This is a genomic window from Novosphingobium sp. TK46, assembly GCF_055361525.1.
Genome location: NZ_CM143963.1, coordinates 1,103,703 through 1,125,563 on the forward strand (window position 1 = coordinate 1,103,703; position 21,861 = coordinate 1,125,563).

Here is a 21,861-nt window from a genome sequence, read left to right on the forward strand (position 1 = left end):
GCGATGAGGCTGAACGAATTGATGCGACGACCCGTAGTCCGTTGTGAGTCCGGAAGTAGGCCCGTCCGCATGGCTCCCGCTCCTTGCCATCGTACGGAAAGTTTGAACCCCGTGGCATGTCGAGCGTTGTGCCGGTGAATAACACTTTGCCAAAAAGGCCATCCTATCATGCGCTACAACAACCTGGGTCGTACCGGCCTGTTCGTGTCCGAGATCTGCCTCGGCACGATGACGTTCGGCGGCAGCGGCGAGGGTATGTGGGCGAAGATCGGCCAACTTGGCCAGGAAGATGCGGATATGCTCGTGGGTGCCGCGATCGAGGGCGGGGTCAATTTCATCGACACTGCCGACGTTTATGCCGATGGCCGCTCGGAAGAAATCACCGGACAGGCCATTCGCAACCTGGGCGTGAAACGTGACGAGATCGTCGTCGCGACGAAGGGCTTTGGCGCCACCGGCCAGGGCCCCAACGCCCGTGGGGCGTCGCGTTACCACCTGATCGACGCCTGCAAGGCGAGCCTCAAGCGCCTTCAACTCGATCACATCGACCTTTATCAAATCCACGGCTTCGACCCCGTGACGCCGATCGAGGAGACGCTGCGGGCGCTCGATACGCTCGTCCAGCACGGTCACGTCCGCTATGTGGGCGTATCGAACTGGGCCGCGTGGCAGATCACGAAGGCGCTCGGGATCGCCGAGCGTCTCGGCCTGCACCGCTTCGCTTCGCTGCAGGCCTATTACACGCTGGTAGGCCGCGAACTGGAGCGGGAGATCGCACCCATGCTCTTGTCCGAAGAGGTCGGATTGATGGTCTGGAGCCCGCTGGCGGGTGGTTTCCTGTCTGGGAAGTACAGCGCCGGCGAGCCTGGCGACGGCCGCCGCGCTGGGTTCGACTTTCCCCCGGTGGAGCCGACCCTCGGCGACGCCGTGATCGCGGCGATCCGCCCCATCGCCGAAAGCCGTGGCGTGTCGGTGGCGCGCGTCGCCCTGGCCTGGCTGCTGCACCAGCGCGCCGTGACCAGCGTCATCGTTGGCGCCAAACGTCCGGACCAACTGGCGGACAATCTGGCCGCCACCGAGATCGACCTGACCGCCGAGGAACTCGCCACGCTGGACAAGGTGAGCGCGCTGCCGCGCGAATACCCTGGCTGGATGCTCGAACGTCAGGGCGAACTGCAACGCGAGCTACTTGCGCAGCGACGCTGAGCACGCGGCGCCTATCGCAACCTGGCCCGGCTGGGCGGCATCGAGAGATGGCCGCCCCTCATCCGAAGGTGCTGGAACCCGACTGTTCGCGATGGATAGACATCAGGATGCCCAGCAGGATCATGATCGTCATCATGGCGGAGCCACCATAGGACATCAGCGGCAGCGGGATTCCGACGACGGGCGCCAATCCCATCACCATGGCCAGGTTGATGGCTACGTAGAGGAAGATCGTGAACGCAAGGCCGCTTGCGGTCAGCCGGGTGAAGATCGTCGTTCCGCTGGTTCCGAGCCCCCAACCCCAGCGGATCAGATAACCGTAGGTGAGCAGCACGAAGAGACCGCCCATCATGCCCCATTCCTCGGTCATGGTGGCGAAGATGAAATCGGTGTGAGCCTCGGGAAGATAGGCCAGGTGGCTCTGAGTGCCGTCGAGAAAGCCCTTCCCGAACATCCCGCCCGAGCCGATCGCGATCTTGGACTGGGTGATATGATAACCGGTGCCCAGCGGGTCGCCTTCAGGGTCCATGAAGACCAGCACCCGGTTTTTCTGATAGTCGTGCAACATGCTCCAGGCGATCGGAAGCGCCGCCAGCGCGATCCCGCCAGCGGCGACGAACCACCGGGTCGCCACGCCGGCAAGGAATATGACCAGGATGCCGGCCATGGAGATCATTACCGCCGTCCCCAGGTCCGGCTGCAGCATGACGAGCGCGGCCGGCACGCCCAGGAGTGCGAGCGGCGCCAGCAGCGTCGACGGACGGCTCACATATGATGGCGGAAGCTTGTGGAAGAACTTGGCGAGGCTGAGCACCACGGCGATCTTCATGAACTCTGACGGTTGCAGGCGAATAAAACCGAGATCGATCCAGCGCTGCGCGCCCATGCCGATCTTGCCGAACAGCTCGACCACGAGCAGCAGCACCAGCGTGATGGCGTACGATGGGTAGGCGATGTCCATCCAGCGTGAGACCGAGACGCGCGACAGCCCGAACATGAGGCCGGCCAGCACGACGAACCGGACACCCTGGTTGAGCGCCCAAGGCGATATTCCTCCGGCTGCGGAGTACAACGTGGTCAGACCGAACAAGACGATGGCGACAAGCGTGATGAGCATGCCCCATGGAATCTTGCGCATCGCTGCTGGGATAATCGACAACAAACTGCTCCGGTGTGACTGACGGTGGCCGTGTCTTGGCCGCCCCTCGCCCGAGGGCCTTAGGCAAGACTATGCGGATTCCAAAGCGTTCCGCGGCCCTTCGCGATCGGCAATGCGCAGTACCAGATACCCCAGCGCCCCGGCCAGAAGCGAACCGGCCAGAACGCCGACCTTCGCCTCGGATTGCAGGAGCGGATTCCCTGGAAACGCCAATAGTGTGATGAACAGGCTCATCGTGAAGCCGATACCGCACAGCAGGGCAACGCCAAACAGCTGCGCGCGGCTCGCATGCGCTGGCGCGTCGACGATGCCGAGGCGGATCGCCAAAGTCGAGAGCCCGAAAACGCCAATCACCTTGCCGACGAGCAGACCGAGCGCGGCACCCAAGGTGACCGGCGCCACAAGCGCCGCGGCCGGCAGGCTGAGAACCGGAACCCCGGCGTTGGCGAGGCCGAAGATCGGTACGATGAGAAACCCGACAGGCAGATGCAGGGCATGCTCAAGGCGGTGCAACGGGCTGGATGCCTTGTCGTCCGATCGGCCCGGCGTCCGATCCAGCGGAATCGTCAGCGCCAGCACGACACCTGCGAGCGTCGCGTGGATACCGGACAGCAACACCAAGACCCACAGGAGCGCACCGAGCAACAAGAACGGGATCAGGCTTCGCACGCCGAAGCGGTTCATCGCGACAAGCACGACCACAATCCCGGCGGCGCCGGCAAGACAGGCGAATGACAGATCGGCCGTGTAGAAGAACGCGATGATCACCACGGCGCCGAGATCGTCGATGATGGCAAGCGCCGTGAGAAACACCCGCAGCGAGGTCGGCACGCGCTTTCCCAGCAGCGAAATGACCCCCAACGCGAAAGCGATGTCGGTCGCCGCCGGAATGGCCCAGCCCCGCGCCGACACCCCGGGATTGAGCGCCAGGAAGATCAATGCCGGTACCGCCATTCCACCGATAGCGGCGATTCCGGGCAAGATCCGGCGTGACCATGTGGAGAGCTGACCGTCCAGCACCTCGCGCTTTATCTCCAGCCCCACGAGCAGGAAGAACATCGCCATCAATCCATCATTGATCCAGTGTTCCAGCGACAAGGGACCGATATGAGAGCGAAGAAGCGTTTCGTATCCGGGTGCCAGCGGTGAATTGGCGATCACCAGCGCCGCGGCCGCGGCGGCCATCAGCACCAGGCCGGCCGATGCCTGGCTGCTCAGGAAGCGCCGCAGGGTGCTTGGATGTGGGCGATTGCGATTCGCCATAGATCTTGAATCTCATATGCGAGCGGATAGGGAATTGCCGAGGCTGCCACGCCGGATAGCGTGATGCCGCTCCCGCGAGCAAAGGAAAATGGTCGCGGGTAGTGGCTTTAGGCCGGTCGTGCGCATCGAACCGCTGCAATATCGTCGCGGCTGCCGACACTCTCGGCTTCAGCAGGCGTCTTGCAAGACTGTCGTCTTACGCAGCCCCATGATTGGCTCGCCCTGATGATCCAGTGGTCGCATGACAAATACCGTCACGCTTGCCGTCCGCGAGGTTGCGCGATGCGAAACAGGCAGACCATGCCGCTCGCGCGTAACTCCCGCGCGCACTCGCTTTAGACCGTGATGATATGCGGCACGAAGCGCGAGAGGTTGCGGGTGATCAGCCCGCTATCTTCGCGCATGCCGATCCCGGCGGCACGATCGCCGATGACCCAACTGCCGACCACGGCATGCTGGTCATCTGCCAGGAACAAGGGCGCGAACGCCTGCGTGATCCGGGGCAGGTCCGCGTAATCGCCCGATGTCGCCTCGATGATCGCACCGTGCTGCGTCACCGACACGTTCTCGCCCTCTCGCGAAAACAGCGGCTTGGACACGGCCCGCTCCAGTTCGGATGCACGCGGATCGTCGGCGAAGAAGGCGGGAAGCAGATTGGGATGGCCGGGATGACGTTCCCACAGCAACGGCAGGATACCCTTGTTCGACAGGATCGACTTCCAAAGCGGTTCAATGAACACGCCGGGCTTCAGATGCGGCGCGAAAGGCTCGCGCAGCATGTCTTCCCAGGGGTAAAGCTTGAAACAGCGGTCGATCGTACGATCGGACGCGTCGGTGAAGCGGCCGTGCACGTCCGTTCCGATCGCGCGGATATCGATCATCGCCACGCGATGCCCCGCTTGCACGGCGCAATCCATCAGATAGCCGCAAGTGCCGCGGTCCTCTTCGTTCTCGACCCAGCAGGCGAAGTGCAGGATGCGATCGTTCGAGAACGAGGCGAACGCTTCGACGAGGCTCTCCTGCAGCAGGTTGAACTGGTCCGACCCGTCCGCCAGCACGCCGGCATCGATCTGGTCGATCAGCCAGTTGTGCTGGAAAAAGGCAGCCTCGAAGATCGACGTCGGCGTATCGGCATTGTATTCCAGCAGCTTGGCCGGCCCGGTCCCGTCATAGGCGAGGTCGAACCGTCCATAGAGGTGCCGGTCGCCCTGACGCCAGCTTTCGCGCACGAGGTCGAAACGATCCTCTGGGATATGCAGACGACGCAGCAGCGCCTCGTCCTCGACGACCGCCGCCACCAGTTCCATGCACAGCTCGTGCAGCGCCTCGGTCGGCGCCTCGATGTCATCCTCGATCTCGCGCAGCGTGAAGGAATAGGCGGCACCTTCGAACCAGTACGGCTCACCATACATCTCATGAAAGCCGAAGCCGACTTCGCGTGCCTTGTCGCGCCAGTCGGGGCGTTCCGGAAGGATGATGCGGCGCACCTCGCCTATCCGCCGAAGCTGAAGCCGCTGCGCGACTTGCCCATGCCGCCAAAGCCGCTGCGCGCCACCGTCGTCGTATTGACGTTGACCGGCTTGGAGATCGCGCGCCCGCCGCTGCGATCCACCACGACGGTGCCGCCGCCACGATCGCGGTAGATCGGCGAACTGCGGTAACCGCCGCCGTATCCGCCATAGTATCCCAGCCCGGCGCCGCCATCGTTGTTATAGCGGCGCTGCAGCGCCTGCGAGAGGACGAACCCGGCGAGCATCGGCACGAAGACGTTGCCGGACGAATAGCCGTTGCCATATCCCGACCCGGAATACTGCACGCACTGCTGGGATCCCCACTCCTGCTCGCAGTTCTGGCGACTGGCGAACTGCGGCGCCCCTTTTTGATACTCCTGCAGGGCCGAGCTGTAGCTCGACTGGCACAGGTTCTCGGGAAAGCCGCCCTTCACGCATTCGCTCACCGAGGTGAACTGCGCATCCTTTAAGTCCGGCGTACCGCCGCCGCAGCCGCTCAGGGTGACGGTTGCCGCCGCCGCGATGCCGCCCATGGCAAGCTGCGAGCGGCTGCGTCCCGCAAAGCGGCGACGTGCCGGATTGGCTGATGACGTATCGGCCATGACTGTTCGTTCCTCCGCTCGCTCAGTACGTCATGCAGGCGGCGTTGAGCAGCCCGACGATCAGTGCGATCCCGCCGGCCCACAGGCCCGCGCCCATCTCGCCGCTGGTGATCCGGCCTGCCAGACCTTTCTGCGTTGCAGCGGCAAGACCGAACGCGAGCAGCTGGATCACCGCGCCGATCACCGCCCATATGACGAAGTCGACGATGCTGACCGAATTCGCCGCCGCCGAGGCGAGCGGCAGGCTGAAGCCGATCAGCGCGCCCAGGTACGCAGTCGCCGCCGCACTGTTGCCCGACCGCATGAGCGTGTGCTCCTTTTGCGGCGTCACCAGCGAGTACACCGTGGCGAACACCACCAGCAGCACGATGCCCGTCGCGAAGTAGGCTAGAAAGGCGGGCAGCCCCGAAACGTAACCGTACATAACCCCTCCGTTTTCCCGAGTAAGCGCACCCGGTCGGCGTATCACGATGTCGCGGCAGTCAGACCCGTCGGATATCGGCGGCGCCAAGACCATAGCCGATCATGAAGCTGATCGCCGCACCTTGCGCCTGCGCCATTTCGGCCAGCTCTCGCTCGATGTTGAGCAGGAGCATCTCCTCGCCAGTGCCGACGATACGCGAATACAGCATGCAGCGCTGATGGATCTGCCGGCTCTGCTCCCCGTCGTCCACGGTCTCTACGAACTCGACCAGATCGGCATGATCCGGCCCCGAGCCCCAATATCGCGTAAACATGATCCCGTCGGCATCGTACGCGGGGGCGCCGATCAGTCCGCACGGCCCGGTCCAGCGCGCCCACTCGGACGGCCCCGCCGGCACGACGCTGTCCCACGGCGCATAGAGGCTGACATCGGTGATGGTCTCCTCCCCGCCGCCAGGAGCCGCCATGACCTGGATCATGCGATGATCGTCGTCATAGTAGCGGGTCAGTTCGCTGTTGCCGTCGAGCAGGGCCGTGCCGATGGCGCTGACGATGAAACTGCCACCGCTCGGCGCCCCCATCGCCGGCTCTCCGGCGGCGAGCGACGCCTGCAGGCCCAGCGTGTCGATCTCCAGCGCACCCGAGATCGCGCAGCGCAATGGTCCACGCTCTTCCGGAAGCGCCGGCTCCTTGCGACCGCCGCCGAACCACGACAGGATCATGCCGCGATCCAGATCTGCGCATGACCCGACGGTATCGAGTGTTCGCCAAGTCCTTGCACGCGTCACCTCCAGGAGGCGCTCATGGATGAGACGGCCCCGCCGGGGTGCAGCGTAAACTGCGCCATCGCGTCCGGCAATACGACAGGCAAATTCGCCGATGACCCGACGCGGCGCTTTGGCAAAGCGCTGTCATAGACGGGCTGCGTCACCCTCGCGACCAACGGCACGGTCCCCCTTGCTCAGGCGCGAGGCGCCGGTAGAAGACGCGTCTGGCGGACCGGCCATATGCCGGCACCGGCAAGCCGCAAGCGCAGCGAGAAGGATGACGGATGAGCGAAGATTGGCCCGTGCCGCAGGGAGGATGGGATATCGCCAGCCTTACCAATCTGTTCGCCTCCGACCCCGAGGAACTCGGCGACGTCGACGTCAGCGTCGAGCCGGGCAGCGACGTGCTGCGCATCACGCTCAAGGAGCGTGGCGGGCTCGACGTGCTGATGGTCGCGAGCGGCGAGCAGATCCTGTGCAGCGTGCTGCTGACCCCCTGCGAAACCGTGCCCGAGCGGGCGCAGTTCGAACGACGCGCGCTGTCGATGCACAAGCTGATTCCGCTGTCGAATTTCGGCATCTCCGAGATCGATGGGACCGAATGGTACGAGCTGTTCGGCGCGCTATCCTCGCGATCGAGCGCCGAGGCGCTGGTCGAAGAGGTCGCGGTGTTGGCGGCCAATGCGGTCCAGGCGGCGGAGTGGATCGGTGAATGGGTCGATGCGGAAGGAGAACCGGCATGAGCGTTTGGGGCAAGCTGTTCACCGCCATGCGCGGCGGAGCCAACGAAGCGGCCGAGTCGGTCGTCGACAGCCAGGCGATGCGGATCCTCGACCAGGAACTGCGCGATGCCGACAACGCCTTGCGCCAGGCCCGCAGCGATCTGGCCGGCATGATGGCGACCGCCAAGCGCATCGAGAAGCGCATCGGCGACAACCGCGCCAAGGAAGACCGTGACATCCAGAGCGCGCGCGCCGCGATGGATGCGGGGCGCGAAGACCTTGCCCGGGGTCTTGCCGAGCGGGTCGCCGCCGTCCGCGCCGAACTGGCGCGTGACGAGGCGGATCACGCCAAGATGCAGCAACAGCAGCAAGTCATGCTGCGGACCGTCAAGGACACCGAACAGCGCATCTCGGCGATGAAGCGCGAAGTCGAGAGTGTGAAAGCCACCGACTCGCTGCAGCGCGCACAAAAGGCGATCGCGTCTTCGCATGCAGGCGTGAACTCGCGCCTGGGCAACGCCGTCGGCTCGCTGGAACGCATTCGCGAGCGTCAGGCGCAGCTCGATGCCCGCCTCGAAGCGGGCGCGGAGATGGCGGCAATTGAATCCGGTGCCGACCTCGATCGCCAGCTGCTCGAAGCCGGGATCGGCGGCAGGACCAGCAACGCCGACGACATCCTGGCCGAGATCACCGGCCCGCGTGAACTGAAAGCGCTGCCGAGGCCCTGACCGCTTCGAACGTGACCCAGAACCGGAAGGCTTGGCCCCTCGCTCTGGCGCGCCGATTACGCCGGAATGGTGGCCCGGCGAGCCGCAGCTTTGCCTGAAACCAGGCCGTTCCGACTCGGCCGGGCGTCGCAGGTTCGATGCGACATGTTGCTCGCGCACATAAGCACTGTATCAAGACCACAACGATCGGCCCTGACAGCCGACGCGATGACGTGAGGGGTAAGGATCATGGCTGAGAGCGACAAGCGCAAGGCATCCGACGTATTTGTCGAGTGCCTCGAGCAGGAAGGGGTCGAATACGTGTTCGGCGTTCCCGGCGAAGAGAATCTCGATTTCCTCGACTCGCTTTCCCGGTCGAAGCAGATCAGGCTGATCCTCAACCGGCACGAGCAGGCGGCCGGCTTCATGGCCGCGACGTATGGACGGCATACCGGCAAGGCCGGCGTGTGCCTGTCCACATTGGGCCCTGGCGCGACCAACCTGGTCACCGCGGCTGCCTACGCGACGCTGGGCGGCATGCCGATCCTGATGATCACCGGGCAAAAGCCGATCAAGAAGTCCAAGCAGGGTCGCTTCCAGATCCTCGATGTCGTCTCGATGATGCAGCCGATCACCAAGTACGCGCACCAGATCGCCTCGTCCGACAACATCCCCAGCCGCCTGCGCGAAGCCTTCCGCATCGCCGAAGAGGAAAAGCCGGGCGCGACCCACATCGAGCTGCCCGAAGACGTTGCGGACGAATACACAGAATCGCGGGCGATCCCCCGGTCCGTGGTGCGTCGCCCGACGGCGGACGTGAAATCGATCGCACAGGCGGTCGAAGCGTTGCAGAGCGCCAAGCGGCCGTTGTTGGTGCTGGGCGCCGGGACGAACCGCAAGATGACCAGCAAGATGCTGAGCGAGTTCGTCGAAAAGACCGGGATTCCCTTTCTCACCACCCAGCTTGGCAAGGGCGTGATCGACGAGCGCCATCCCAAGTTCGTCGGCTGCGCCGCGTTGTCCTCCGGCGATTTCGTGCATCGCGCGATCGAGGACTCCGACTGCATCGTCAACATCGGCCACGACGTGATCGAGAAGCCACCGTTCTTCATGCACAACGATGGCACCCGCGACGATCGTACGGTGATCCACGTCTCGACCAAAACCGCCGAGGTCGATCCCGTCTATTTTCCCCACATCGAGGTCATCGGCGACATCGCCAACGCCGTGTGGCAGATCAAGGAAGCGATCACGCCATCCGGCAGGTGGAACTTCGACGCGATGCTGCGCTATCGCCAGGCCGAAGTGGAGCACACCGCCAAACTGGCCGGTGACGAGCGGTTTCCCGTCTTCCCACCACACGCGGTGCAGCAGATCCGCGAACTCCTTCCCGACGACGGCATCGTCTGCCTCGACAACGGCATCTACAAGCTGTGGTTCGCGCGCGGCTATTGCGCGCACAAGCCGAATACCGTGCTGCTGGACAATGCCCTTGCGACGATGGGCGCCGGATTACCCTCGGCGATGGCGAGCGCGATGGTTTATCCCGGGCGCAAGGTTCTGGCCGTATGCGGCGACGGCGGCTTCATGATGAACAGCCAGGAACTCGAAACCGCAGTCAGGCTCAAGCTGAACATGACGGTGCTGATCCTGAACGACAATGCCTATGGCATGATCCGCTGGAAGCAGGCCAACATGGGCTTTGCCGACTTCGGACTGTCGTACGGCAATCCCGATTTCGTGCGGTACGCCCAGAGCTACGGCGCGAACGGCTACCGGGTCGAGAGCGCCGCGCACCTAAAGGAATTGCTGGTGCATTGCCGCGATACGGCGGGTGTGCACTTGATCGACTGCCCCGTCGACTACTCCGAAAATGATCACATCCTCAACACCGAGATCAAGGAACTGTCGGCTCGGCTTTGACGATCCAGGCGCGATCGCGCTCGCCGGCAGGGGGGCGCGCGACCGCGTTTGCCCTGTACTTGGCCAGGCGAGCGGATTAGCCGCGCGGCCATGACGTCGGAACGATCTTCGCTGCGCGCCTATGCCGCGCTAGCGCTCACCATGCTGTTCTGGGCTGGCAACGCAATCGCCGGTCGCGCCGTGCGCGGCGATATCGGTCCCTTCACGCTGGCGTTCGGACGCTGGCTCATCGCCCTCGTAATCCTGACACCGTTCGCCGTGCCACCGATCGTCAGGCAGTGGTCGCAGATCCGACGCCACTGGCTGGTCATCCTGTTCCTCGGTCTTGTAGGCGTAGGCGCCTTCAACGGCTTTCTGTACTCAGGTCTTCGCTTCACCACCGCCAGCAATGGCCTGCTGCTGCAGGCACTCATCCCCGCGCTGGTGCTGCTGACTGGCACCCTGGCCTTCAAGGACAAGGTGCCCCCGGGGCAGATCCTTGGCGTGCTGCTTTCGACCCTGGGGGTGGCCGTCATCGTCTTTCGCGGGGATCCATGCGCCGTCCTGGAGCTTAGCCTGGGCCGGGGCGACGCGCTTATCCTGTGCGGCTGCGTGGCGTGGGCGGTATACACCGCGTGCCTGCGGCTTCGACCGGTCATCCAGCCTCTCAGCTTCATGTACCTGACCTTCTGCATCGGAGCCGCAGTCATGGCACCGCTGGCGCTGGCCGAGCTTGGCAGTCGCAGCATCGACTGGAATGCGAACGTCATCGGTGCCCTAACCTATGTCGGCATCTTTCCGTCCCTGTGCGCCTACTTCCTCTACAATGGCGCGGTGGCGCGATTGGGTGCGGGCTCGGCAGGTCAGACGATCAGCCTCATGCCGGTATTCGGGGCGCTCTTGGCCACGCAGATATTGGGCGAGCAGTTACAGCCGTACCATCTGCTGGGGATGGCCGCGATCATCAGTGGCATTGCTCTCACCGGGATGATGCTGCGTTCAAGCCGGCCATCGCAGGACGAAAGCCTGCCTGGCTGAGCAGGCGCTAGATAGCGGATGAGCGCGGTTGGCACCATCCAAGGCCCGCGTCTCTACGTCCTGCGGTTCATCGATCTTTGCGGCCATCACCCTCGTCTCACGTGCGTGAACGCCGACCTCTTGCCTAAATTTCCGAACAACTCCGCCTGTTTTATACTGCTGTTGCGGCAAGAGGCCCGGTCGTAACTCTCCTCTCAGCCCGGGACGATCTCGCGGCGCCAGTTTCGAAAGAGGAGTTTTCATCATGTCGATCACCGCAACCGCCACCCCCGGCAAGTCGCTGCTCTCGCCGACCAACCACGCGCTCGTGCTGATCGACTTCCAATCGCAGATGGCTTTCGCCACCAAGTCGATCGCGCCGGAATTGCTGCGCAACAACGCCGCGCTGGTATCGCGCGCCGCAGCCGGTTTCCAGGTTCCCACGATCCTTACCACGGTCGCCGAGAAGAGCTTCTCGGGTCCGATGTTCGACGAGATCACCGAGGCCTTCGACCACCAGCCGATGCTCGACCGCACGTCGATGAACACCTGGGAAGACAAAGGGGTGATCGAGGAGGTTAACCGCATCGCCAAGGAGCGCATCGTCTTCGCCGGCCTGTGGACCTCGGTGTGCATCGTCGGCCCGGTGCTTTCCGCGATCGAGCAGGGTTTCGAGGCCTATGTCATCACCGACGCCAGCGGCGACATTTCCACCGAGGCGCATGAGCGCGCGGTCGAACGGATGATCCAGGCGGGAGCCCGCCCGGTTACCGCGCTGCAGTACCTGCTCGAACTGCAGCGCGACTGGGCCCGCACCGAAACCTACGACATGACGACCGGCATCGCCCGCAAGTGGGGCGGCGCTTACGGGCTCGGCATATCATACGCAAAGATGATGTTCGGCGCCTCCGAAGGCGGGCACTGATCGCCTGCGACCGGGCAGAACGCCCACCCCCCCGACTGCCCGGCCGCACACATTGCTTGCTCGAACCCGCGAAAGGATCATCCCATGAGCCACTTCATCACCACCCAGGACGGCGTCGACATCTTCTACAAGGACTGGGGTCCGAAAGACGCGCAGCCGATCGTCTTCCACCACGGCTGGCCGCTCTCGTCGGACGACTGGGACGCGCAGATGCTGTTCTTCCTGGCGCAAGGCTATCGCGTCGTCGCGCATGACCGCCGGGGCCACGGCCGCTCCGCCCAGGTCGATTTCGGCCACGACATGGACCATTACGCCGCCGACGCCTCCGCCGTCGCCGAGCACCTCGACCTCAGACAAGCCGTCCACATCGGCCACTCGACCGGTGGCGGCGAAGTCGCGGCCTATGTCGCCCGCTTCGGCATCCCGCAGGGCCGCGTCGCCAAGGCCGTGCTGGTGAGCGCGGTGCCGCCGATCATGCTCAAGACCGAGCGCTATCCCGGTGGCCTGCCGATGTCGGTGTTCGATGGCCTGCGCGATGCGCTCGCCGCCAATCGCGCGCAGTTCTACCGCGATCTGGCGGGTGGCCCGTTCTACGGCTTCAACCGCGAAGGGGCCGACGTGAAGCCCGCCGTGGTCGACAACTGGTGGCGCCAGGGCATGATCGGCAGCGCGCTGGCGCACTATCAGGGCATCAAGGCCTTTTCCGAGACCGACCAGACGGACGACCTCAAGGCGATCACCGTGCCGACGCTGGTGCTGCACGGCGATGACGACCAGATCGTGCCCTACAAGAACGCGGGCGTGCTCTCGGCCGAGATCGTGCCGGACGCCACGCTCAAGATCTATCCCGGCTATCCGCATGGCATGCTGACGACGCACGCCGACGTGCTGAACGCCGACCTGCTCGCCTTCATCCGCAGCTGACGCGAACAAGGAGGACGGACCGATGAAGCCTTATCTTCTTTCGCTGGGCGCGGGCCTGGTGGTGGGCGTGGTGTATCACCTGCTCGGGGTCCGTTCTCCCGCCCCGCCGATCATCGCGCTTATCGGCCTCGCCGGGATCCTGCTCGGTGAGCAGGTGATCCCGGTGGCGCAGCGGCTGGCGAACACCACCGAACTGTGCCGCTTCGTGCGCAATGACTGCGCCACGCACATCCTGGGCAAGCTGCCCACTAACAAGGACGACAAGGCGTGACCCGCCCGCATTCTGGCCTGTCGCGCCGCCAAGCCCTTGCCGGGGCCGCCGGCACCGCCTTCCTCGCTTCCACGGAGATCTCCGCCATGACCCCCGCCAAAGACCTGATCCTGATCAACGCCAAGGTGACAACGCTCGACCGCGAGAACCCCAAGGCCGAGGCCGTGGCCATCCGCAACGGCAAGTTCCTGGCAGTAGGCTCCGAGCAGGAAGTGCGCGCCGCCGCCGCGCCCAACGCGCAAGTGGTCGACGCGAAGGGCCGCCGCCTGATCCCGGGCCTGATCGACAGTCATATCCACGTCATTCGGGGCGGGCTGAACTACAACATGGAGCTGCGCTGGGAAGGCGTGCCCTCGCTGTCCGAGGCGATGGCGATGCTCAAGCGCCAGGCGCAGAACACCCCGCCGCCGCAGTGGGTGCGCGTCGTCGGCGGCTTCACCGAGCACCAGTTCGCCGAGAAGCGCCTGCCGACGATCGACGAGATCAACGCCGCCGCTCCCGAAACGCCGGTGTTCATCCTCCACCTCTACGACCGCGCGCTGCTGAACGCCGCGGCGCTGCGCGCGGTGGGCTATACCAAGGACACGCCCAACCCGCCAGGCGGCGAGATCGTGCGCGATGCCGCCGGCAACCCGACCGGGCTGCTGCTCGCCCAGCCCAATGCGACGATCCTCTATGCGACGCTGGCAAAGGGCCCCAAGCTGCCGCCCGAATACCAGCTCAACAGCACGAAGCATTTCATGCGCGAGCTGAACTCGCTGGGCGTGACCAGCGTGATCGACGCAGGCGGTGGTTCGCAGAACTATCCCGACGACTACGAGATCGTCGAGAAGCTGCACCAGGATGGCGAGCTGACGCTGCGCATCGCCTACAACCTGTTCACCCAAAAGCCCAAGGAAGAGCTGAAGGACTTCGCCAGCTGGTCCACCCAGATCAAGCCGGGCGACGGCGACGATACCTATCGCCACAACGGCGCGGGCGAGATGCTGGTCTATTCCGCCGCCGACTTCGAGGACTTCCGCGTCGCCCGGCCCGACATGCCGCCCGAGATGGAGGGCGACCTGGAGCCGGTCATCCGCCTGCTCGCCGAGCGCCGCTGGCCCTGGCGCCTGCACGCCACCTACGACGAGACGATCAGCCGCGCGCTCGACGTCTACGAGAAGGTCAATCGCGACATCCCGTTCGATGGCCTCAACTGGTTCTTCGACCATGCCGAGACGATCAGCGAGCGCAACATCGACCGTATCGCCGCGCTGGGCGGCGGCATCGCCGTGCAGCATCGCATGGCGTTCCAGGGCGAATACTTCGTCGAACGCTATGGCGCCAAGGCCGCCGAAGCCACGCCGCCGATCAAGCGGATGATGGCGGCGGGCGTGCCGGTCGGTGCGGGCACCGACGCGACGCGGGTGGCGAGCTACAACCCTTGGGTCTCGCTGTCGTGGCTGGTCACCTCGCGCACCGTCGGCGGGCTGGCGCTGTACCCGGTGCGCAACCGCCTCGACCGCGAAACTGCGCTGCGCCTGTGGACCGAGCGGAACACCTGGTTCTCCAACGAGGTTGGCAAGAAGGGCCAGATCAAGGCTGAGCAGCTGGCCGATCTGGCTGTGCTCTCCGACGATTACTTCGCCGTGCCGGAGAACGAGATCGCCACGCTGCGCTCGGTGCTGACCGTGCTGGGCGGCAAGGTGGTGTACGGCGAGGGCGACTTCGGCCCGCTGGCGCCCGAAGCGCCCAAGGCCATGCCCGACTGGTCGCCGGTCGCGACCTTCGGAGGCTACTACCGCAATCCCGAGACGGCGCAGAAGATGGCCTCGGCCTGCGGTTGCGCCGCGTCCTGCAACGTCCACGGCCACGATCACGCCGTCGCGCTGGGTTCCAAGGCGCCGGTCGCCGACGTCCAGAGCTTCTGGGGCGCACTGGGCTGCGGCTGCTGGGCCGTCTGATCTCCTGCCTGAAAGGACCATCATCATGAACCGCATCAAGAACCTGCTCGCCGCGTCCACGTTCAGCCTCGCCGTCCTGACTACATCGGTCACACCTGTCGCCGCTGCGCCGGCACCGACCGACTACTCGGTGGGGCCGCAGTACGACACCACTCACGTCTATGTGCCGGAAGACCAGTTCGACGCCTTCGTCACCAGCTTTCAGGCGACGTTCGGCGGCACGGTCAGCAAGCAGGGCGTGTTCCAGGTCACCCCGCAGCCGAGCCAGACCAAATCGCAGCTCGTGCTCACGCCGGCCGGCACCGTCTCGGTGTTCGGGTTCAAGACGCCGATCCCGGTGCCGTTCGGCGATGAGCGGACCGGCTATCTGGTGTCGGACCTCGACGCCGCCGTCACCAGCGCGGTCGAGCACGGCGCGGTCCGCCGGATTGCCACTTTCCTCGATCCGATCGGGCGCGACGCGGTGGTGCAATGGCCGGGCGGCGTGAACATGCAGCTGTACTGGCACACGACGAAGCCCAACTATCCCGCGCTCGGCACCGTACCGGAGAACCGCGTCTACCTGACTGCCGATGTCGCCCAGAGCTTCGTCGCCAAGTGGCTGGCCTTTTCGCATGGCAAGGTCATCACCGACGAGCGCAGTGCTCCCGGCGCGGAAGTCGGGCAGCCGAACAAGACGATCCGGCGCGTCGCCATCGACAGCGGCTATGGCAAGATGCTGGTGATCGTCTCGGACGGCCAGCTGCCCTGGCCCTATGGCCGCGACATGACCGGCTATCAGGTCGCCGATCTCACCGCGACGCTGGCGAAGGCGAACGCCGCCCGGGCCGAGACGCTGGTGGCGACCCATGCCGGGCCAGGCCGCACGACCGCGATGGTCCGCTTCCCCGGCGGCTATATCGCCGAAATCCACCAGGCCGTCGCGCCATGACCACTGCACCTGCCAACCGCGCGCGCCGGTGGGTCGAGCATCTGCTCGACTGGCAGGGTACATGGTTCGTCACCCGGCTCGCGCTGTGCAGCGCCTACCTGCTGGGCGGCGTGTTCAAGCTGAGCGACTTCCCCGCAGCCATCGCCGAGCAGGCGCACTTCGGCATGCCGCTGCCCGCCGTGTTCGCGGCGGTGACGATCGCGGTGGAGCTGGTCGGCCCCATCCTGATCCTCACCGATCGGCTGGCCTGGCTCGGCGCCGGCATGCTCGGGGTCTTCACCCTGATGGCAGCGCTCGTCGCCAACGCCTTCTGGACCCTGCACGGGCCTGAGCGCTTCGCGGCGACGAACGCCTTTTTCGAACATCTCGGGCTGGTCGGCGGCTTGGTCCTAGTCGCGATGGTCTCGCACCGAAGGGCGTGACGCGCATGCGAAAGCTGCTGCCCTTTGCGGTCCTCTCCGTCGCCACCCCCGCCATGGCGCAATCGCAAGAGGCCTGGGCTCCACCGACGCTGACCATAACCCGCTATGACGAGGACTGGAGCAAGCTTGCCGACCCCGCCAACCGCACCGGTCACTGGACCGAAGACTTCAAATACGTGCCGCTCGGCATCGACGGCCAGATCTGGCTGAGCACCGGTGGCGAACTACGTGCGCGTGTCGAAAGCTACGGCAACAACCTGTGGGGCGGAGCCGACGCACCCGATGACGCTTACTTGTGGACGCGCGCCACGCCTTACGTCGATCTTCACGCCGGCCCTGTCCGCGCTTTCGTGCAGCCGATCGCCGCCTATGCCGTGGGCGTGGCGCCAGCCGCCGGTCCGATCGACCAGACCCGCACCGACCTGCTGCAAGGCTTCGTCGAGGTTGCCGCCGGGCCGGTGACCTTACGCGGCGGGCGGCAGATGCTGTCGCTCGGCACCGAGCGGCTGATCGGTACGCGCTATGGGCCGAACGTACCGCTCGCTTTTGATGGCTTGCGAGCGGATGCTGTAATAGGCCAGACCAAGGTCAGCCTGCTCTACGCCAAGCCGGTGCAGGCGCGGCTGGGCACCTTCGACGATCGCTCCTCGACGACCAAAACGCTGTGGGGTGTTTACGCCGCAGGGCCGCAGCTCGACGCCTATTATCTCGGCTATCGCAACCGCGCCGCCGGCTTCGGCAGTATGACCGGCCGCGAGGAGCGGCACAGTCTCGGCTTGCGCAGCCACGGCGCCATGGGCGATTGGCATTGGAACGTCGAAGGCGTGTTCCAGTTCGGCCGTTTCGAGGATCAGGACATCCGCGCCTGGACGCTGGGCAGCGAAGTGTCGCGCGCATTCCCGCAGGCTCCGCTCAAACCCACCGCCACCATGCGCTTCAACATGATCAGCGGCGACCGACACGCCGGCGGCCGCACGCTGGGCACGTTCAATGCCCTGTTCCCCAAGGGCAAGTACTTCGGCGAGTTGTCGCCCGTCGGGCCGACCAACATCATCAACCTGCATCCCAGCGTCAGCCTGGCGTTGCGCGACAATCTCTCAGTCGGCATCGCCGGCATGGCCTATTGGCGCTACACCAAGGGTGACGGGATCTACGACATACCCGGCAATCTCATTCGTGGGCCGGGCGGTGCTCGCTCGCGGTTCATCGGCAAGGAGGTGGAAGCATCGCTCAGTTGGCAGGTGCTGCCCGAGCTTGAGCTTTCGACGTCGCTCTCGGCCTTCAGCGCAGGCGCTTATTTGCGCGATACCGGCCCGGCCAAGACGATCACCATGCTTGGCTTGGAAGCCAATTTCCGCATCTGAGCTTTTCGGATCTGTAGAACAAACCTCCTGAGTTTATGCGGCTACATCGACGATGCCGAGCCACGTAGCAGGGTGTCAGACGATCAACCCTGAGGAAGCCCGATGACCCCCACACCCGCCGCCGCTGCCCCAACCGGCTTGCAACCGATCCACCGTCTGCTGCTCCTGCTGTCGGTAACGACCGGCCTCGTCGATGCGATCAGCGTGTTGGGCTTGGGCAAGGTGTTTACCGCCAACATGACGGGCAACGTCGTTTTCCTCGGCTTCGCTGCGGCCGGCACGCCGGGGTTCCGCGTCGCGCCCTATCTCGTGGCGATCGCGGCGTTCATGCTCGGGGCTTTGATCGCAGGTCGGGTGGGCAAGCACCATGCGGGCCTGCCTTTGCGGCGATGGTTGCTGGTCGCAGCGTCTGTCGAGGCAGTGCTGCTGTGGACGGCAGCAGCCGTGGCAGTCGGCTTTGATGTGGCGACCCAATCACCCGACACCAGCGTCTATGCCATAATCGCCCTGACTGGCCTCGCCATGGGGTTTCGTAACGCCACCATCCGCCAGCTCAAGGTGCCGGATCTTACGACCACGGTGCTGACGCTGACCGTCACCGGGCTTGCGGCGGATTCGTCGGCGGCAGGCGGCAGCAACCCTAACTGGGGCCGCCGCCTGGCGAGCGTCGCCGCGATCTTCGCCGGCGCTGCGCTCGGCGCGTTGCTGGTCACCCAGAGCGGGCTGACCTTGCCGCTGATCCTGGCCGGCGCCCTGATCCTGGGCGGTACGCTTGCCTGCATGGCGCATCCCTCAGCCGACGCGCCCCACGCGGCCTAGCTGCGCAAGGCGCGTACAATACGCACCAGCCACAGCAGCAACACCGCAGCGTAGAGCGCCAGCGCGATCGGCCGGGCGAAGAAGGCGACAGGAATGGCCACAAGATAGAGCGCGATCGACCCCCAGCCCTTGAGATCGCTACCGATCGCACCGGCGAGCGCCGAGTCCCGACCGTTGCAGGCGATGATCGCGCGCTCGGTCAGCGTGTAACCAATCGCCGCCATGCCCAGCACGACCCCGTACGACGCGGTCGCCATCGCCGAAAAGCCGCTATCGTCCAGCCAGCGGATGACGAAGGGCACCAGCGAGAGCCAGAACAGCAGGAACAGGTTGGCCCACAGCACCTTGCCATCGACGCGATCGGTGGCGTGGAGCAAGTGGTGGTGGTTGTTCCAGTACAGCCCGACGTTGATGAACGAGAGCACGTAGGCGAGCAGGATCGGCACCGCTTCCGAAAGCGCGGCCAGGCTGCCGTCGCGCGGCACCTTGAGTTCCAGCACCATGATGGTGATGATGATCGCCACGACGCCATCGGTGAAGGCCTCCATGCGTCCCGGCGTCATGGCCTTGAGCCGGTGCTCAGACATCGACCATCCCCTCGACTTCACGATCGTTCTGGCCGAGCGTCACGAACTGCTCGAGCAACCAGGTGGCGGCGGGACCTGGCGGCTTGGCGCGGCACCAGATGCCGGAGAAGCGATACGTACCGCCCACGTGGTCCGGCATCGCCAATTGCACCAGCGTCCCGGCGGTGAGGTCCGCTTCGATCATCGGCAGCGGCATGTTGCCCCACCCGATCCCTTCGCGCAGCAGCGCGTGCTTGGCGCCAAGATCGGCCAGGCGCCAAGTCTTCGGACTCATCACCGAAAAATCCTGCCCGTCGGTAAAGCGCGAACGGTCGGTCAGGACCAGCTGGATGTGCTCGCGCCCGGCGCCTGGGGGTATCTGCGTCATGCGGCCCAGCGGATGGCTGGGCGCGGCGACGGGCACCATCGGCACCGATCCCGCCAGACGGCTCTCGATCCCGGGCACCCCGGCTGAGAGCGGGCCCGACAAGCCAACGCCGACTTGCCCATCCAGCACCATGGCGGTCACCGCGCCCAGCGCTTCGACGTGGAGGCGAAGCTGCACCGTGGGAAATGCGATTGCGAAGTCGCGCAGGACCTGCCCCAGCCGCTCCGACGGCAGCATGACGTCGACGGCCAGCTCGACCTCGGCCTCCAGCCCGTCAAGCAGGCCTTTCACTTTGGCCCGCAGCCCATCGATCACCAGCGCCGCCGCGCGTGCCTCCTGCAGGACCGCGCGCCCTGCCTCGGTAAGCTTTGGCCGGCGCGTACCTTCGCGATCGAACAGGGTGAGACCCAGCTGCGCTTCCAGATTGCCGATGCCATAGCTGATCGCCGAGACCGCGCGGTTAAGCTTGCGCGCAGCCGCGGCGAAACTGCCGGTATCGACGATGGCCAGCAGGATGTTCAATTGGTCGAGGGTGGGCGTGCCCGGTGTGCTCACGTATCTGGTTCCCTGAACGAACGGACCGACTTGATTCACCTGATCCGGGAAACTGGCAAGCCGCAGGGACTGCGTCCGTCACGCGCTCGGCTGACGGCGTGAGACGGCCCGTCCCTGAGAGGAGCTAGATGCCGCGCGGTCGGTCGCCACTGCCTGCGGCCCTGGACCTCCTGATGACCGTCATGCTGCCTTGTCGTCTGACTTCTGCTGCACTTCGCCATCATCCTTGCGGATAAAGCTGATCTTGCCCTGCGTCTCGAGGATCGCCCAAGCCACATCCCGCACCCGTGCGATCCCTGCCAGACGCATTTCCGCTTCCACTTCGCCGCGCGTGATCCTGTCGCGCCGCAGGTTCGCTTCGATCAGTTCGCCATCCTGTATGATCACCTGTGGCCGCCCGTCGAGCAGCGTCTCCAATCGCGGCGACAGGTAAGTCGCCCAACTCATGACGAGCGCCCAAAAGGCGAAAGTCGCGATGGCAAGGATCGATCCGGTCAGACTGAAGTCGTTGTGCGTCACGCCCTGCTGCACGAGATCGCCCATCACGACGATGACGACAAGTTCGAAGGGTGTGAGTTGCCCGATCTCGCGCTTGCCCAGCAGGCGCAACAGCAGATAGAGCGCAGCGAAGGTGACGCTGGCCCGCAGCACGATATCCATCAGGGAAGCACCGGGATCGAGACGGGCATCCGGGTCAACTTCACGTCATCGTCGAGCAGCGTGATCGCTCCGACGAGACGCCCGACCAGTGGCGGATTGGTCTGGCCATCGATCTTGATCTCCAGCGTATCACCGGCCTTGAGCGCCGGATATTCAAAGCGATACTGTCCGTCCTCGAAACTCTCTTCCGTGGCAGCGGGTATCTGGCTGTTGATCGTAAGGTCGCGCCACAAGGCTGCGTCGATGCCGATCACCGGCTTCGCTATGTCCCGTCGCGCGACGACGCGGATATGTGTTTCGAAGAACAAACCGCTTCGCAACGGCCGCGCCAGCTTGACCTCCAGCGAGGCCGCGGTCGCGTTGACAAGCGTGACGGGCGCCGGCCTGCCCCCGAGCAGCCCGCTCAGCGCGATCCCGACGAACCCACCAAGAATGATGAACGACAGTACGCTGGCGTGGGCACGCAAACCACCGAGCGGCTTGGCATGACTCGCATCGATACCGTCCGGAAAAGCTGCCGAGGATTGATTTGCCATTCCGTCATCCTGCTAGCTGTCGCAGGCGCTGGCAAGAACGGCATATCGGAACATGCGTGCCGCAGACAGCATTCAGCGCCTTGTCCGCAGCCTGGGGCGCTGTCGCGCGGGTTCTTCGCGAAGCCAGGCGCAAGCCGAGGCACTTGCGCCCTCAAAATGCAACCTGCCGCCGGACAGTGGGCTTCATTCTGGTTCTGGAAGCCATCGGCCGTGGATTGCGGCTGCGCCGACGACCTTCGGCGCCTGTATCAATCAACGCGATCACGACTTCACGCAAG

General features: G+C 65.0%; 23 protein-coding genes. 13 read left to right on the forward strand and 10 right to left on the reverse strand.

All coding sequences use genetic code 11. The annotated features are described in order from the left end of the window. The first annotated feature begins 168 nt into the window (after nt 1-168). On the forward strand, nt 169-1,206 hold the full coding sequence (locus ACXJ1Z_RS05155) for an aldo/keto reductase (protein ID WP_463780030.1): 1,038 nt from the start codon (nt 169-171) through the stop codon (nt 1,204-1,206). A gap of 58 nt (nt 1,207-1,264) precedes the next feature. On the opposite strand, the gene rodA is transcribed toward ACXJ1Z_RS05155, so the two are convergent. The 6 genes from rodA to ACXJ1Z_RS05185 form a co-directional block, all read right to left on the reverse strand. Further along, the gene (gene rodA / locus ACXJ1Z_RS05160) at nt 1,265-2,344 is read right to left on the reverse strand and encodes a rod shape-determining protein RodA (protein WP_463780031.1); all 1,080 of its coding nucleotides are present in this window, start codon (nt 2,342-2,344) and stop codon (nt 1,265-1,267) included. Nucleotides 2,345-2,434: 90 nt separating this feature from the next. After that, on the reverse strand, nt 2,435-3,628 hold the full coding sequence (nhaA, locus tag ACXJ1Z_RS05165) for a Na+/H+ antiporter NhaA (protein WP_463780033.1): 1,194 nt from the start codon (nt 3,626-3,628) through the stop codon (nt 2,435-2,437). A gap of 335 nt (nt 3,629-3,963) precedes the next feature. Next, on the reverse strand, nt 3,964-5,115 hold the full coding sequence (locus tag ACXJ1Z_RS05170) for a glutathionylspermidine synthase family protein (protein WP_463780034.1): 1,152 nt from the start codon (nt 5,113-5,115) through the stop codon (nt 3,964-3,966). Between the two features lie 5 nt (nt 5,116-5,120). Continuing rightward, nucleotides 5,121-5,741: a DUF1190 domain-containing protein gene (locus tag ACXJ1Z_RS05175; protein ID WP_463780036.1), complete on the reverse strand. Its 621-nt coding sequence runs from the start codon at nt 5,739-5,741 to the stop codon at nt 5,121-5,123. A gap of 22 nt (nt 5,742-5,763) precedes the next feature. Beyond that, nucleotides 5,764-6,165 (reverse strand): DUF350 domain-containing protein, encoded by a 402-nt coding sequence (locus tag ACXJ1Z_RS05180; protein ID WP_463780037.1) that lies wholly within the window; start codon nt 6,163-6,165, stop codon nt 5,764-5,766. 58 nt (nt 6,166-6,223) lie between these two features. After that, nucleotides 6,224-6,886: a DUF2491 family protein gene (locus ACXJ1Z_RS05185; protein WP_463780039.1), complete on the reverse strand. Its 663-nt coding sequence runs from the start codon at nt 6,884-6,886 to the stop codon at nt 6,224-6,226. 329 nt (nt 6,887-7,215) lie between these two features. On the opposite strand from ACXJ1Z_RS05185, the gene ACXJ1Z_RS05190 reads away from it, so the two are divergent. From ACXJ1Z_RS05190 to ACXJ1Z_RS05245, 12 genes are all read left to right on the forward strand, one after another. Next, a complete protein-coding gene (locus ACXJ1Z_RS05190; RefSeq protein WP_463780040.1) occupies nt 7,216-7,674 on the forward strand; it encodes a DUF2170 family protein in 459 nt (152 codons plus the stop codon). Further along, complete coding sequence (locus tag ACXJ1Z_RS05195; protein WP_463780041.1) at nt 7,671-8,381, forward strand: PspA/IM30 family protein; 711 nt, start codon at nt 7,671-7,673, stop codon at nt 8,379-8,381. The genes ACXJ1Z_RS05190 and ACXJ1Z_RS05195 overlap by 4 nt, the downstream gene beginning before the upstream one ends. Before the next feature lie 228 nt (nt 8,382-8,609). Beyond that, nucleotides 8,610-10,283 (forward strand): acetolactate synthase large subunit, encoded by a 1,674-nt coding sequence (locus ACXJ1Z_RS05200; protein ID WP_463780043.1) that lies wholly within the window; start codon nt 8,610-8,612, stop codon nt 10,281-10,283. Between the two features lie 90 nt (nt 10,284-10,373). Further along, a complete protein-coding gene (locus ACXJ1Z_RS05205) occupies nt 10,374-11,300 on the forward strand; it encodes a DMT family transporter (protein WP_463780044.1) in 927 nt (308 codons plus the stop codon). Nucleotides 11,301-11,544: 244 nt separating this feature from the next. After that, nucleotides 11,545-12,204 (forward strand): hydrolase, encoded by a 660-nt coding sequence (locus ACXJ1Z_RS05210; protein ID WP_463780046.1) that lies wholly within the window; start codon nt 11,545-11,547, stop codon nt 12,202-12,204. Nucleotides 12,205-12,288: 84 nt separating this feature from the next. After that, a complete protein-coding gene (locus ACXJ1Z_RS05215; protein WP_463780048.1) occupies nt 12,289-13,128 on the forward strand; it encodes an alpha/beta fold hydrolase in 840 nt (279 codons plus the stop codon). 22 nt (nt 13,129-13,150) lie between these two features. Continuing rightward, nucleotides 13,151-13,399: a XapX domain-containing protein gene (locus ACXJ1Z_RS05220; protein WP_463780049.1), complete on the forward strand. Its 249-nt coding sequence runs from the start codon at nt 13,151-13,153 to the stop codon at nt 13,397-13,399. A gap of 86 nt (nt 13,400-13,485) precedes the next feature. Then, nucleotides 13,486-15,342, forward strand: coding sequence for an amidohydrolase (locus ACXJ1Z_RS05225; protein ID WP_463781173.1), 1,857 nt, complete (start codon nt 13,486-13,488; stop codon nt 15,340-15,342). A 25-nt stretch (nt 15,343-15,367) separates the two neighbouring features. Beyond that, nucleotides 15,368-16,273 (forward strand): glyoxalase, encoded by a 906-nt coding sequence (locus ACXJ1Z_RS05230; protein ID WP_463780050.1) that lies wholly within the window; start codon nt 15,368-15,370, stop codon nt 16,271-16,273. Further along, the gene (locus ACXJ1Z_RS05235) at nt 16,270-16,695 is read left to right on the forward strand and encodes a DoxX family protein (protein ID WP_463780051.1); all 426 of its coding nucleotides are present in this window, start codon (nt 16,270-16,272) and stop codon (nt 16,693-16,695) included. The genes ACXJ1Z_RS05230 and ACXJ1Z_RS05235 overlap by 4 nt, the downstream gene beginning before the upstream one ends. Before the next feature lie 5 nt (nt 16,696-16,700). Then, entirely contained in the window at nt 16,701-18,059 is a 1,359-nt protein-coding gene (locus ACXJ1Z_RS05240; protein ID WP_463781174.1) for an alginate export family protein, read from the forward strand. Nucleotides 18,060-18,161: 102 nt separating this feature from the next. Then, nucleotides 18,162-18,878 carry a YoaK family protein gene (locus ACXJ1Z_RS05245; protein WP_463780052.1) on the forward strand — a complete coding sequence of 239 codons (717 nt, stop codon included), beginning with the start codon at nt 18,162-18,164 and terminating at the stop codon, nt 18,876-18,878. On the opposite strand, the gene ACXJ1Z_RS05250 is transcribed toward ACXJ1Z_RS05245, so the two are convergent. From ACXJ1Z_RS05250 to ACXJ1Z_RS05265, 4 genes are all read right to left on the reverse strand, one after another. Further along, nucleotides 18,875-19,465 carry a TMEM175 family protein gene (locus tag ACXJ1Z_RS05250; protein ID WP_463780053.1) on the reverse strand — a complete coding sequence of 197 codons (591 nt, stop codon included), beginning with the start codon at nt 19,463-19,465 and terminating at the stop codon, nt 18,875-18,877. The two genes, ACXJ1Z_RS05245 and ACXJ1Z_RS05250, sit on opposite strands and share 4 nt — an antisense overlap. After that, nucleotides 19,458-20,387 carry a LysR family transcriptional regulator gene (locus ACXJ1Z_RS05255; RefSeq protein ID WP_463780054.1) on the reverse strand — a complete coding sequence of 310 codons (930 nt, stop codon included), beginning with the start codon at nt 20,385-20,387 and terminating at the stop codon, nt 19,458-19,460. The genes ACXJ1Z_RS05250 and ACXJ1Z_RS05255 overlap by 8 nt, the downstream gene beginning before the upstream one ends. Nucleotides 20,388-20,567: 180 nt before the next feature. Beyond that, a complete protein-coding gene (locus ACXJ1Z_RS05260; protein WP_463780056.1) occupies nt 20,568-21,047 on the reverse strand; it encodes a DUF421 domain-containing protein in 480 nt (159 codons plus the stop codon). After that, on the reverse strand, nt 21,047-21,583 hold the full coding sequence (locus tag ACXJ1Z_RS05265) for a hypothetical protein (protein ID WP_463780057.1): 537 nt from the start codon (nt 21,581-21,583) through the stop codon (nt 21,047-21,049). The genes ACXJ1Z_RS05260 and ACXJ1Z_RS05265 overlap by 1 nt, the downstream gene beginning before the upstream one ends. Nucleotides 21,584-21,861 lie beyond the last annotated feature (278 nt).